Here is a 12,313-nt window from a genome sequence, read left to right as displayed (position 1 = left end):
GGGGACCGTCAGCCGGTGGCGGGGGCCTGGCGGGCCTGGTCGATGAGGACGTCGAGGAGGGCGAGCAGGGACGCGCGGACGTCCGTGCGCGAGCGGGCGTCGAGCATGAGGACGGGCGTGTTCGGATCCCGCAGGTGCAGGGCCGCCCCGATCTCCTCGGCGGTGTAGGGCTGTTCGCCGTGGAAGCAGTTCGCGCCGACCACGAAGGGCAGGCCGCGGCTCTCGAAGAAGTCGACGGCCGCGAAGCTGCGGTCGAGGCGCCGCGTGTCGACCAGCACGATCGCCCCGAGGGCGCCGCCCAGGAGGTCGTCCCACATGAACCAGAAGCGTTCCTGGCCCGGCGTGCCGAACAGGTAGAGGACGACGCCGGCGTCGGTGAGCGTGATCCGTCCGAAGTCCATCGCCACGGTGGTGAGGTTCTTGGACTCGATGCCTTCGAGGTCGTCGACGCCGACGCCCGCGGCCGTCAGCCGCTCCTCCGTCCGCAGCGGCTCGATCTCGGAGATCGTCTGCACCAGGGTGGTCTTGCCGACCCCGAATCCGCCGGCTATCAGGATCTTGACCGGGGCCGGTTCCCCCGGGGCGGGTGTGGCGGGCGTTTCATATCCGGGCAAGGCTGTCCCTGATTCTCATGAGCAGGTTGACGTCGGTGGTGTCGGAGGCCGCCAGAGGCGGCCGGTGGGTGATCAGCCCGCGTTCGGCGAGTTCCCCGAGGAGCAGCGTCATCGGGGTGAGGCGGATGTTCATCCGTGCCGCTATCTCCGCGACCGCCCGCCCGCCCGGCGGCGCGCACAGGTCGAGGATCTCCTGCCACTCGGTGGGCAGCGCCCCGTGCGCGTCGTCGGCGTCCGCCGCCGTGATGGTGGTGTCCATGGTCAGGACGGTGTGCTGTGCGGCTGTACGGCCGTCGGTGAGGGCGTACAGCCGCGTACGGCGGCGACTTGCGGGCTGCTGCGGCGGCGGCGCCTGCGGCTCGTCCTGCGGCGGCATTACCGGTTCGGCGTCTGGCCGCGCTCGGGGGTGCCCAGCCATTCGCCGAGCGCCTGCGCGGTGCGTACGGCCTCGCCGCCCAGTTCGCCGAGGCGGGCCTTGCGGGAGGTCACCACGATGAGCGTGCTGCCCTCCCCGCACCCGACGATGCACAGGTACCGGTCGTCCATCTCGACGAGCTGGCGGATGACGCGGCCGCCGTCGATCTCCCGGGATATCGCCTTCATCGTGGAGGCGATGCCGGAGGCGGCGGCCGCCATGCGTTCGGCCTGGGGCTGGTCCAGCAGGTAGGCGCTGAGGCGGATGCCGTCGTTGGACAGGAGCACCGCTCCCTGGATGCCGGCGATTCTGCTCAGGTTGTTGTCGAGGACGCTGTAGATCGCGTCGTTGGATGCCGCGGTGTTCGATGAGGTGGTCATGACTGATCCCGTCGGAGCTCTTCTTCCACTGTCTGGGTCCCCTGTTCGTAGTCCGCCCAGGCGTCGGCGACCTCTTCGGGTGTCGCGCTGTCCTGGGGGACCTGTGTTTCCGGCGCGCGGGGCGCGCGCAGTTGGTCGGCGAGGTGGGCCTGCGGGACACGCTCGGGGAGGGCCGGGCGCGCGGGGGCGGCAGCGGCGTCCGGGCGGGCCGCGGGTACGGCGGCGGGTGCGGGTACGGCGGCGGGTGCGTGCCGGGGCGTCTTCGTACGGCGGCTGGGCAGTCCGGCGCTCGTGTGCGCCACCGGCTCCGGCTCGCGGTCCGCGGCGGACTCGGGCACGGCAGTCCGGGTCTCGGCGGACTCGGCCTCGGCCGACTCGGGCTCCGCGGCCCGCTCCACAGCGTGCTCCGCGGCCGCGGCCGGGGCCGGGATCCGTTCCGCGGCCGGGGTCGCGGCCGGAACCGGGTCCTCGCGCGGGGGCTCCCCCTCGGTCGGCAGCAGCAGTGCGGCCGGGAGGACCACCACCGCGCAGGTCCCGCCGTACACCGAGCGGCGCAGGGTGACCGTGGCGCCGAGCTGGTCGGCGAGGTGGCCCACGACGAAGAGGCCGAGCCGGTGCGCGTTCTGCGCCAGGACGGAGTACGGCGGCGCCTGGTGCAGGCGCCCGTTCATCTCCTCGTACCGCTCGGGGCTCACGCGTGGCCCGCGGTCCTCGATCTCCACCGTCAGTCCGTCCGCGACGAGTTCGGCGCGGATGACCACCTTGGACTTGGGCGGGGAGAACCGGGTGGCGTTGTCCAGCAGCTCGGCCAGCAGGTGGCTGATCTGACTGATGGCGCTCGGCTCCACGCTGGTCTCGTCCAGGGCCTGGCGCTCGATGCGCCGGAAGTCCTCGACCTCCGCGGCGGCTTCGCGCAGCAGGTCGGCGACGCGCATGGGCTCGGTGTGCGGGTCGGGGACCTCACCGCCCGCCAGAATGAGGAGGTTCTCGACCTGCCGCCGCATGCCGACCGTCAGCTGGTCGGACCGCATCAACTGGGCGAGCAGCGCCTCGTCGTGGCCGAAGGCGTCCTGGATGTCCTCGGTCAGGCTCAGCTGGCGGCTGACGAGGTTCCCGGTGCGCGAGGCGATGCCCGAGGCGAACAGCCCGAAGCCGTGGCGCTCCGCGGCCAGCTGCCGGTGTCCGTCGACCGACACGGCGACGGCGCGGGCGAAGGCGTCGCTGATGCGGCCGACCTCGTCCCGGTCCCCGCTGACGGCCGGCAGGGCCTCGGGGTCCACGGTCTGCCCCCGCTGGAGCCGGGCGACGACGTCGGGGAGGGTGTCCTCGGCCACGGTCACGGTGCGCTCGTGCAGTTCGCGCAGGCGGCGCAGGACCGACCGGGTGGTGAAGACGACCACGACGACGACGGCCAGCAGCCCGCCGCCGCTGCCGGCGATCAGCCAGGTCACCTCGGTCTGCAGCTCGGCGGCCTTGGCCTCGCCGCGGGTGAGCACCGAGCGCGCCAGGTCGATGTTGAGCGTGGTCATCTGGACGGAGAAGTTGGCGTGGGCGGACTTCCATTCGCCGACCTCGGCGGGCACCCTGATGCCCGTGTCGGTGTCCTTGTGGCCGGAGAGGACCGCGTTCTCGATACGTGTCTTGGTCTGCCAGTCCGCGGAGCCGACGACCCGTTCGTAGAACCGCTCGTCGCCTTCCGCGAGGTGCGGCACGATCAGCGCCTCGTGGAGGTAGCGCTGGGCTCCCAGGGAGCTGACGAACTGGTCGTAGCCGACGAAGCCCAGTTCTCCGGACGGTCCGGCGAGCGCCAGGACGGTGTCCTCGCGCGCGACCATCTCGGTGGCCTGGAGCATCGAGACCACGGGGCGGCTGGCCTGGGCGAGTTCGGCGTCCTCGGCGTGGCTGAACTCCCGCTGGTAGACCTGGATGACCTTGCCGATGACCTCGGAGTAGTAGGCGAGCGTGCTGTCGGCGGCGCCGCTGCGGGTGTCCGCGCGCTGGCGGTAGGCGGCCAGTTTGCCGAGCTGCCCGGTCACTTCGGCGAAGGACCTCGCCGGGTCGTCGGCGAGCCGGCCGAACTCGGCGGCGGCCGAGTCGGTGGCGGCGCGCCGTATGCGCAGTTCGCCCTCGGCCCCTTCGGTGCCCGCCCACAGGGCCGCGGTCGCCGTCCGCTCGGCCTGCATGTCGACCATGAGCGTGTAGAGGGGTGCGCCGACCCGCTCGGCTGCCTCCACGTCGGCGCGCAGCTGCGCGGACTGCTCCAGCAACCGGTCGGCGGTCAACGTGACTTGGGTGCCCATCGCCACGGTGGGGACCACGGCCAGCCAGATGAGGAGGGTGCGCAGGCGTACGTTGCGCCACCGACGCGTCGTCGACCGCCCTCGTATGCCTTCGGGTTCTGTGGGAGACATCGGTCCTCGGGAGCGGGGGCGACTGGGGACGTCAGGGGCGGGCGAACGGCCTGACCGGGCAGGGCACTGCTGAGGGGACGGCCACAACCCGCGTGGTGGTGACGGGATGTGAGGGGGCGATCATAACCAGACAGACGGAAGAAACAGAGAGGTGTCTTCGAAGGCCGTCCGTGCTATCTGCGGTGGATCACCCCAGGCCAGAGACCGGATCGGAATCGAACCGCGATGTCCTCGACATCATCGGCGTCCGGTTTCGGCCGCCCGGCGCTCCGGTCGCACCGGGCAGGGGGCGGGGTGACGATGGAAAGGCGGCCCCGCCCGCGGCGTGCGGCGCGAGGCCTCCCGATTCCTCCCGGTAAGGAAGTCCCATGAACCGGCGCACACGGCTCCTCGTCCTCGGTCCCCTCGTGGCCGCCTCGTTCGTCGCCGCCCCGGCCGCGCTCGCCGCGGTCCCGCACACCCCGCCGGCCGCGGTCCCGGCCGCGACGTGTTCGACCTCCGGGGTCCTGGAGAACGGCAAGGTGCACCTGTCCGGCGGCGGCTTCACTGCGGGCCCGGCCTACGTGTACGGGTCGGCCGGCTTCGGCGGGACGGTCGAGATCGCCCAGAACGGCGGCTTCCAGGTCATGAACGTGCCGCCGGGGCAGTACAGCGTCCGCCAGGGCGGCGAACTGACCCAGTGCAGCGGCTGAGCCGGCGCGGCGTACGGGTCTGAGCCCGCGCGGACACGCAGACGGGCCTTCCCCGGCCCCGTGCGGGGGCTGAGGAAGGCCCGTCGTCCCCGGAAGCCGGGGCCCGGTCCTGCGGAGCGGGCGTCAGCCCGCGTCGGGGGCCGGGGTCAGGCGCAGCGAGATGCTGTTGATGCAGTACCGCTGGTCGGTGGGCGTCGGGTACCCCTCGCCCTCGAAGACGTGTCCCAGGTGGGAGCCGCACTTCGCGCAGCGGACCTCGGTGCGGACCATGCCGTGGGAGGTGTCGGCGAGCAGTTCGACGGCGTCGGTGTCCTTCGGGTCGTAGAAGGACGGCCAGCCGCAGTGCGACTCGAACTTCTCCGAGGAGCGGAACAGCTCGGCGCCGCAGCCGCGGCAGGAGTAGACGCCCTCCGTCTTGGTGTCGGTGTACTCACCGCGGAAGGCCGGCTCGGTGCCGGCGAGGCGCAGCACCTGGTACTCGGACGGGGTCAGCTCCGCCTGCCACTGCTCGTCCGTCTTCTCGACCTCGTACGACATGACTCTCCCGCTCCCTCGTTCCGTCAGCTCGACAGGCGCGCGAGGATGGCCGGACCGAGGTCCGTGACGTCGCCCGCGCCCATGGTGAGAACGAGATCGCCGGGCTTGGCCATTCCCGCGATCACGTCGGCGACGGCCGTCTTGTCGTGCTCGGCGGTGACGTCGGCGCCCGCCGCCCGGGCCGCGGCGATGATGATCTCGCTGGTGACGCCGGGGAGCGGGTCCTCGCGGGCGGGGTAGATGTCCAGGACCACGGAGGCGTCGGCGAGGGCCAGGGCCTGGCCCATCTCCTTGCCGAGCTCCTGGGTGCGGGAGAACAGGTGCGGCTGGAAGACGACCAGGATCCGGGAGTCCCCGGCGGCCCCGCGGATGGCCTCCAGGTCGGCGGTCATCTCGGTGGGGTGGTGCGCGTAGGAGTCGATGACCTGGACGCCGGCGGCCTCGCCCTTGAGCTGGAGGCGGCGCTTGACGCCGGTGTACTTGCCGAGGGCGGAGGCCAGGTTGTGGGCCGGGATGCCGAGGGCGACGCCCGCGGCGAGCGCGGCGACGGCGTTGTGGGCGTAGTGGCGGCCGGGGACGGAGACGGTGAAGGTGAGCATCCGGCCGTCCAGGACCACGGTGACCTCGCTGGTCAGGCCACGCGGGGTGATCTTGGTGATGCGGATGTCGGCGTCCTCCTCCTCGCCGTAGGTGACGACGGTGAGGCCCTCGCGGCCCGCGACGCGGCGGGCGATCTCGGCGGCGCCCTCCTGGCCGTGGGCGACGACCAGGGTGCCGCCGGGCACGATCTTGCCGACGAAGGTCTCGAAGGACTCGTAGATCTCCTCGATCGACGCGTAGTTCGCGTGGTGGTCGAGCTCCGCGTTGAGGATGATCGCGACCTGCGGGGAGTACTTGTGGAAGGTGCGGTCGCTCTCGTCGGCCTCGGCCACGAAGATGTCGCCCTCGCCGTGGTGGGCGTTGGAGCCCGGGGCGTCGAGGTCGCCGCCGATGGCGTAGGAGGGGTCCAGGCCCAGGGCCGAGAGGGAGACCGCCAGCATCGAGGTGGTGGTGGTCTTCCCGTGGGTGCCGGCGACGGCGATCGGACGCAGGCCGTCCATCAGGGCGGCGAGGGCGTCGGAGCGGTGCACGACGGGGATGCCGAGCTCGGCGGCGCGGGCCAGCTCGGGGTTGTCGGCGCGGATGGCGCTGGAGACGACCACGCAGGTGGAGTCGGCGGCGAGGTGGTCGACGGTGTGCCCGCCGTGGACGGTGACGCCGTGGGCGCGCAGGGCGTCGGCGGTCTCGGAGTCGCCGCGGGCGTCGCTGCCGGCGACCTGGCCGCCGCGCTGGGCCAGGATCTTCGCGATGCCGGACATGCCGGCGCCGCCGATGCCGATGAAGTGGGGCCGTTCCATGGCGGTCGGCAGGCCGGGCTTCATTCAGGTCGCTCCAGGATCGAGTGCGGTGCTTGGGTGCCCCGTGGGCGTCGGGCTGTGGGGTCCCAGCCTATTCGTTGTGGGCGAAGAGCTTGAGCACGGGAACGCCGACCTTGTGGCGCGCCCGTGAGGCCCAGTCCCGGTGGAAGAACTCCTCCACGAAGTGCGGCGAGGTCAGGACGATCACCTCGTCGGCGCCGGTCTCGTCCACGACGGACTGCAGTTTGTCGAGCGGATGCTTCTCGACGATCTGCCCGACGGCCATGGCGCCCTTCTGGCGCAGGGCGTTCAGGGAGTGCGCGAGGGCGTGTGCGGCGGGGCCGAGCGCGTCCTCGCCCTCGGGTTCGTCGCCCTCGCGGATGGCCTCCGGGAGCTCGCCGAGTGCCACGTCGTCGATGGCGCGCAGCAGTCGGTCCTGGTCGCCGCGGGGTTGCATGAGGACGACGAAGGAGACCGGGTCGTCTCCGTGGAGGCTGGTGACGAAGTCCACGTCCACCGTGGTCAGCGGCTGCTCGATCATCAATACGCTCGTGAACACGGACGCCCTCTCCTTCATGGGCCGAGGCCGGCGCCGGCCGGCCCCTGCGGAAACCATCCTGCCCCGCTCTCGCACGGGGCTTGCGCAGGTATATGTGCCCAGCGGAAGCAAAGCGGAACGGGAAATTCCGCCCCTTGTCAGATCCGACGGTAGCTCGTGAACAGGAACCCGGCCTCTTCCAGTACGCAGGCGGGCACGAGCCGGTGCGGAACCGTGACGGGGGGCCCTCCCGCGATGCGCTGGGCACCGCCCGCCGTAAGGGTCGGGGAGATCGTCAGGCACAGCTCGTCCAGCACGTCGGCGGCCACGAACTGCCCCAGCAGCCGGGGGCCGCCCTCGGTGAGCTGACGGCGCAGCCCCCGGTCGGCGAGTTCCCGTACGGCCCGGGCCGCGTCCACGGCCGCGCCCTCGCCGGCCACCACGACCTCGGCCCCGGCGTGCACGGCGTCGGCCACCCGGTCGGAGGGCGCCGCGGCGCCGGTGACCACCAGGGTCGGCACCAGCGGCGAGGTGAAGAGCGGCAGCGAGAAGTCCAGGTCGAGGCTGGCGGTGATCACCGCGATGGCGGGGGCGGGGCCCTGACCGGCGGCCTCCCGGCGGGCCGCGAAGGCCTCCCGGGCGCGGGCGGGGCGGTACCCCTCCTGGCGAACCGTTTCCGCGCCGACGACCACCACATCGGCCAGCGCCCGCAGGGTGCCGAAGATCCGCATGTCGGTCTCGCCGGAGATGGGCTGTGAGCGGCCGTCGTGCTGGGCGGCGCCGTCCAGGGTGGAAACCATGTTGGCCCGCAGCCAGTGGCCGTCCGCCGCCAGCTCGGGGTACGCGTAGGCGTCCGCGAGCTCGTCGAGCGACCACTCCCGGTCGGCCGCGTCCGCCCTCTGGGCTGGTGTCTGATCGGTCACAGGGAACAGGCGTCGCATCGGTGCAGTGTGCCACGCCCCGTAGAGTTAAGGGCTGTGTCGACATCACTCTCCACCTCCGGTCACACCCCGGGCCGGCCCCCGATAGCCGACGACGCCGGGCCGCGGGCGCTGTGCGCGCGCGAGCCGCGGGTGCCCGCCGAACGGCTGGTGGCCGAGATGGTGCCGCCGCCGCGGTTCGACTCCGTCCGCTTCGACACCTACAACCCCGACCCGGCCCAGCCGAGCCAGGCCGAGGCGGTCACCGTGCTGAGCGGCTTCGCCGCGGGCCTCGGCGGGGCGCACGCGAGCGGCGCGGGGAAGAGGCGCTGGTTCTCGAAGAAGCCCGCGGCCCCCGCCGGGCCGCGCGGGGTCTACCTCGACGGCGGTTACGGCGTCGGCAAGACCCACCTGCTCGCCTCCCTGTGGCACGCCACCCCGGCCGAGCCCGCGCTCAAGGCCTTCGGCACCTTCGTGGAGCTCACGAACCTGGTGGGCGCGCTCGGCTTCCAGCAGACCGTGCAGACCCTGGGCGGGCACCGGCTGCTGTGCATCGACGAGTTCGAGCTGGACGACCCGGGCGACACCGTGCTGGTGTCCTCGCTGCTCAGCCGCCTGGTCGAGCAGGGCGTGGCACTGGCCGCCACCTCCAACACGCTGCCCGGCAAGCTCGGCGAGGGCCGCTTCGCCGCCGCGGACTTCCTGCGGGAGATCCAGGGGCTGTCGGCGCACTTCCGGCCGCTGCGGATCGACGGCCAGGACTACCGCCACCGCGGCCTGCCGGAGGCTCCGGCGCCGTTCTCCGACGAGCAGGTCGCCAAGGCCGCGTACGCGACCGAGGGCGCGAGCCTGGACGACTTCCCCGGCCTGCTGGAACACCTGGCCCGGGTGCACCCGAGCCGCTACGGCGCCCTGACCGACGGGATCACGGCGGTCTGCCTGACCGACGTCGGCCCGGTGCCGGACCAGTCGACGGCGCTGCGGCTGGTGGTCCTGGCCGACCGGCTGTACGACCGCGAGGTGCCGGTGCTGGCGTCCGGTGTCCCCTTCGACAGGCTGTTCAGCGAGGACATGCTGAACGGCGGCTACCGGAAGAAGTACTTCCGCGCCATATCGCGGCTCACCGCGCTGGCGCGCGACGCGAAACCCCTGGTGTCCCAGTAGGTTTGGGAAGGCCGGTCCGCCCCCTTGCGGGAGGCCGGCCGTTTCCCAACACCTGCGAAGGGATCACCATGGCCACCACGCGTCACGCGCACACCGTCTGGGAAGGCGACCTGCTCAAGGGCAAGGGCGTCGTCAGCCTCGACTCCTCGGGCATCGGTTCGTACGACGTCTCCTGGCCCGCCCGCTCCGAGGCCGCGAACGGCAAGACCAGCCCGGAGGAGCTGATCGCCGCCGCCCACTCCAGCTGCTTCTCGATGGCGCTGTCCCACGGCCTCGCGGGCGCGGGCACCCCGCCCACCCGGCTGGAGACCAAGGCGGACGTCACCTTCCAGCCCGGTGAGGGCATCACCGGCATCCACCTCAGCGTGGAGGGGGAGGTCCCGGGGCTGGACGACGACGCCTTCGCCGCCGCCGCCGAGGACGCCAAGAAGAACTGCCCGGTGAGCCAGGCCCTGACCGGCACCACGATCACCCTGAGCGCCAAGCTCGCCTGATCACCGTCCCGGGGGTACGGGCCGGCGCGCACGGCGCGGCCCGTACCCCCGGGAGTGTCCCCTCAGGCCGTCGCCAGCTGCGGGATCAGGCGCATCGCGTTGCCGTGGTAGATCCCCCGCAGCTGCTCCGGAGTGAAGGCCGGGTCCGCTTCCAGGGCGGGCAGTGCCAGGTCCAGGACCGTGTCGGCGGGGGCGGCGGGCCAGTCGGTGCCGAAGAGGACGTGGTCGGCGGGCACGTGCTCCAGCAGGGTCGCCGCGGGCGCCATGGGGCCCGCGGTGTCGTAGTAGAAGCGGCCCAGGTGGTCGCGTACGGCGGCGGGCTCCACCCTCGGTTCGCAGAACCGGCCCAGTGCCTGCAGGCGCGTGGCGATGTACGGCAGGAAGCCGCCGGCGTGCGGCAGGACCACCGAGAGGTCCGGGAACCGGTCCAGCGTCCTCCTGCTGATCATGTTCACGGCGGCCCGGGTGGTGTCGAGCAGGAAGTCGCACATGAAGTTCGGGATCCCCGGAACCGTCGGAGCGCCGGGCGGGCCGCCCGGGAGGTTGTGCGGGTGGGTGTCCACCACCGCCGAGTAGTCGTTCAGCTCGTGGAAGAGCCGGTCGTAGGCGGGGTCCCCGAGGTAGACGCCCCCGTAGTTGGCGGTCAGGTTGACGCCGGCGGCGCCGAGCTGCCCGAGGCCCCGGCGCACGGCCCAGGACGAGGCCTCCTGGTCGTCCAGGAAGAGCGGCACGTAGTACGAGAACCGCCCCGGGTGTGAGGTCGCCACCTCGATCATCGACCGCAGCGTGATGTTGATCGCCTCGCGCAGCTGCGCCGACGACCGGTAGCGCGCCGGCAGCATCGGCTTGAGGACGGCCGTGGTGATGCCCGCGTCGTCCATGAACCGGATCGACGCCTCGGTGTCGAGGCGCGCCCACGGGGGCAGCTGCTCCGGTGTGATCAGCCCGTGGTGCACCGCCCACTCGCGCCACTCGGGAGCGCAGTAGTGGTGGTGCATGTCGATCTTCGAATGGACCGTGCCCGCCGTGTCCGCGTCCGCGGCGGGCGCGGAGGGGCCCCGGGCGATCCGGATGACCTCGCTGGTGCCGACCGCCGCGATGCGCAGTTCGTCCGCCGGTGTTCCCAGGAGACGCACAGGGGTACTCACGGAATCCGTCATGCCAATCCACCGCCCGTTCGGGTCTGGGTTACTTTCCGGAGGCCACGGAGGCCAGGGTCGGCTCGCCGGGGTCCCCGTCCGGGCCCGTGGGTTCCAGGACGACCCGCAGGTGCTCCAGCCCCCGGAAGGCCGGGACGGGGCCCTTGAGCCACGCGCCCCGGGTCTCCTCCAGGTCCACCGGCCGCATGCCGGGGAACTCCCGCAGCAGGCAGGCCAGCGCGATCTCCAGTTCCAGCCGGGCCAGCGGCGCCCCCAGGCAGTAGTGGGTGCCGTGGCCGAAGCCCAGGTGCGTGCCCTGCAGCCCCTCGCGCGTCACGTCCAGCCGGTCGGGCTCGTCGAACCGCTCCGGGTCCCGGTTGGCCGAGGAGATCGCGATCTGCACCAGCGAGCCCTCGGGGATCACCGTGTCCCGGATCCGGGCCTCCCGGGCCGCGTACCGGAAGGTGGAGGTCTCCACCGACCCCTCGTAGCGCAGCATCTCCTCGACCGCCCCCGGGATGAGACGCGGGTCCTGGCGGAGCCTGGCCGCCTGGTCGGGGTGGAGCAGCAGGTTGAGGACGGAGTTGCCGATCTGGTAGGCGGTGGTCTTGTGGCCGGCGAAGAACAGCACCCACAGCGACGCCACCAGTTCTGGGTCGTCCAGGCGTTCCTCCGCCTGGAGGAGGTCGCTGAGGAAGGTGTCCGACGGGTGGTCGCGGGTGTCCGAGATGAGGCGTTCCAGCCGGTGCTGGAGCCGCTCCTCGGCCGCCTTCAGCTCCGCCCTGCGGCTCGGGTCGAACCGGCAGCGGGTGACCACCGCGAACTGCTCCAGGATCTCCGGGCGGTCCTCCTGCGGGATGCCCATCAGCTCGCACAGGACCGCGACGGGCAGCGGGAAGGCGAACGAGGCCATCAGGTCGACCGTGCCCGCCCTGCGGCACTCGGCGAGGATCGCCTCCGCGATCCGGGTGATCCGCGGCCGCATCAGCTCCACCCGGCGGGGGGTGAAGGCGCTCCGCAGGACGCGGCGCAGCCGTGTGTGCCGCGGCGGGTCCGAGAAGAGCACGTTGTCGTCGAGCGCGTCGAAGAAGCTGCCGTACACCGCGTGGTAGGTGTCGATGGCGCCGTGCATGTCCTTGCTGAACCGGGGGTCCGACAGGGCGTCGCGGGCGTCGTCGTAACGGGTGATCAGGTAGGTGTCGATCCCGTGCGCAGGGGTGAGCCGGCACACCGGGTCCTGCTCGCGCAGGGCCGCGTACACCGGGTGGGGGCACTGCCGGTACTCCGGTGCGCCCCGGGAGACCGCCGAGACGATGTCCCGCAGTCCTCCGTCGCCGATCGGTGCCGCGTCCCGCTGCGCCATGTTCCGCACCCTCCGTCGCATTCGCCGCCGTGGCTGTGGCCGGGGCCGTCGCAACGGCCGTCCGCCCGTGGCCGTCGCAACGGCCGTCTGCGGACTCACCGGTTCCCCGTGCCGGTGCGCCGTGAAACGGCCCGGCTCCCGTTCGGGTGAGCCGCCGGCTCCCGGTGCGGGGCCGTCGGCGTACGGCTGCCCGGCGGGTGGTCGGCGCGGTGGCGCCGGGTCGGGCGTCGGCCGATCGGCGGTCGTCCG

The 12,313-nt window shown here is 72.5% G+C and carries 13 protein-coding genes; 3 read left to right on the top strand and 10 right to left on the bottom strand.

What is annotated here, in order from left to right:
* Positions 1 to 8: 8 nt before the first annotated feature.
* Genes BSL84_RS26275 through BSL84_RS26260 form a run of 4 tightly spaced genes read right to left on the bottom strand, consistent with a single transcriptional unit; the run spans position 9 to position 3,820 of the window.
* A complete protein-coding gene (locus tag BSL84_RS26275; RefSeq protein WP_075971259.1) occupies positions 9 to 614 on the bottom strand; it encodes a GTP-binding protein in 606 nt (201 codons plus the stop codon).
* The gene (locus BSL84_RS26270; RefSeq protein WP_045322371.1) at positions 601 to 990 is read right to left on the bottom strand and encodes a DUF742 domain-containing protein; all 390 of its coding nucleotides are present in this window, start codon (positions 988 to 990) and stop codon (positions 601 to 603) included. The genes BSL84_RS26275 and BSL84_RS26270 overlap by 14 nt, the downstream gene beginning before the upstream one ends.
* Positions 990 to 1,409 carry a roadblock/LC7 domain-containing protein gene (locus BSL84_RS26265; RefSeq protein WP_030032847.1) on the bottom strand — a complete coding sequence of 140 codons (420 nt, stop codon included), beginning with the start codon at positions 1,407 to 1,409 and terminating at the stop codon, positions 990 to 992. Before BSL84_RS26265 ends, BSL84_RS26270 begins: the two co-directional genes overlap by 1 nt.
* Positions 1,406 to 3,820, bottom strand: coding sequence for a sensor histidine kinase (locus BSL84_RS26260; RefSeq protein ID WP_075971258.1), 2,415 nt, complete (start codon positions 3,818 to 3,820; stop codon positions 1,406 to 1,408). Before BSL84_RS26260 ends, BSL84_RS26265 begins: the two co-directional genes overlap by 4 nt.
* Positions 3,821 to 4,188: 368 nt before the next feature.
* Between BSL84_RS26260 and BSL84_RS26255 the strand changes: the two genes are divergently transcribed.
* Positions 4,189 to 4,512 (top strand): hypothetical protein, encoded by a 324-nt coding sequence (locus BSL84_RS26255; protein ID WP_030029807.1) that lies wholly within the window; start codon positions 4,189 to 4,191, stop codon positions 4,510 to 4,512.
* 123 nt (positions 4,513 to 4,635) lie between these two features.
* On the opposite strand, the gene msrB is transcribed toward BSL84_RS26255, so the two are convergent.
* The 4 genes from msrB to BSL84_RS26235 all read right to left on the bottom strand — a co-directional run bounded on the left by msrB (position 4,636) and on the right by BSL84_RS26235 (position 7,925).
* Complete coding sequence (gene msrB, locus BSL84_RS26250) at positions 4,636 to 5,049, bottom strand: peptide-methionine (R)-S-oxide reductase MsrB (RefSeq protein ID WP_030029809.1); 414 nt, start codon at positions 5,047 to 5,049, stop codon at positions 4,636 to 4,638.
* A gap of 23 nt (positions 5,050 to 5,072) precedes the next feature.
* Entirely contained in the window at positions 5,073 to 6,470 is a 1,398-nt protein-coding gene (gene murC, locus BSL84_RS26245) for a UDP-N-acetylmuramate--L-alanine ligase (RefSeq protein ID WP_075971257.1), read from the bottom strand.
* Between the two features lie 67 nt (positions 6,471 to 6,537).
* Positions 6,538 to 7,005, bottom strand: a complete 468-nt coding sequence (locus BSL84_RS26240; RefSeq protein WP_037662822.1) for a hypothetical protein — start codon at positions 7,003 to 7,005, stop codon at positions 6,538 to 6,540.
* Positions 7,006 to 7,142: 137 nt separating this feature from the next.
* Positions 7,143 to 7,925 carry a pyrimidine reductase family protein gene (locus BSL84_RS26235; RefSeq protein ID WP_075971256.1) on the bottom strand — a complete coding sequence of 261 codons (783 nt, stop codon included), beginning with the start codon at positions 7,923 to 7,925 and terminating at the stop codon, positions 7,143 to 7,145.
* Positions 7,926 to 8,009: 84 nt separating this feature from the next.
* Here BSL84_RS26235 and zapE point away from each other — a divergent pair, with 84 nt between their 5' ends.
* Both zapE and BSL84_RS26225 read left to right on the top strand, forming a co-directional pair.
* Entirely contained in the window at positions 8,010 to 9,068 is a 1,059-nt protein-coding gene (zapE, locus tag BSL84_RS26230) for a cell division protein ZapE (protein ID WP_420711184.1), read from the top strand.
* A gap of 68 nt (positions 9,069 to 9,136) precedes the next feature.
* Complete coding sequence (locus tag BSL84_RS26225; RefSeq protein WP_030030469.1) at positions 9,137 to 9,562, top strand: OsmC family peroxiredoxin; 426 nt, start codon at positions 9,137 to 9,139, stop codon at positions 9,560 to 9,562.
* 62 nt (positions 9,563 to 9,624) lie between these two features.
* Here BSL84_RS26225 and BSL84_RS26220 read toward each other — a convergent pair whose 3' ends face one another.
* Both BSL84_RS26220 and BSL84_RS26215 read right to left on the bottom strand, forming a co-directional pair.
* A complete protein-coding gene (locus BSL84_RS26220; protein WP_234363517.1) occupies positions 9,625 to 10,710 on the bottom strand; it encodes an amidohydrolase family protein in 1,086 nt (361 codons plus the stop codon).
* 40 nt (positions 10,711 to 10,750) lie between these two features.
* Positions 10,751 to 12,064 carry a cytochrome P450 family protein gene (locus BSL84_RS26215; protein WP_045322366.1) on the bottom strand — a complete coding sequence of 438 codons (1,314 nt, stop codon included), beginning with the start codon at positions 12,062 to 12,064 and terminating at the stop codon, positions 10,751 to 10,753.
* Positions 12,065 to 12,313: the final 249 nt, after the last annotated feature.

Source organism: Streptomyces sp. TN58 (assembly GCF_001941845.1).
Classification (GTDB): Bacteria; Actinomycetota; Actinomycetes; order Streptomycetales; family Streptomycetaceae; genus Streptomyces.
This window is presented reverse-complemented; position numbering and strand designations above follow the sequence as displayed.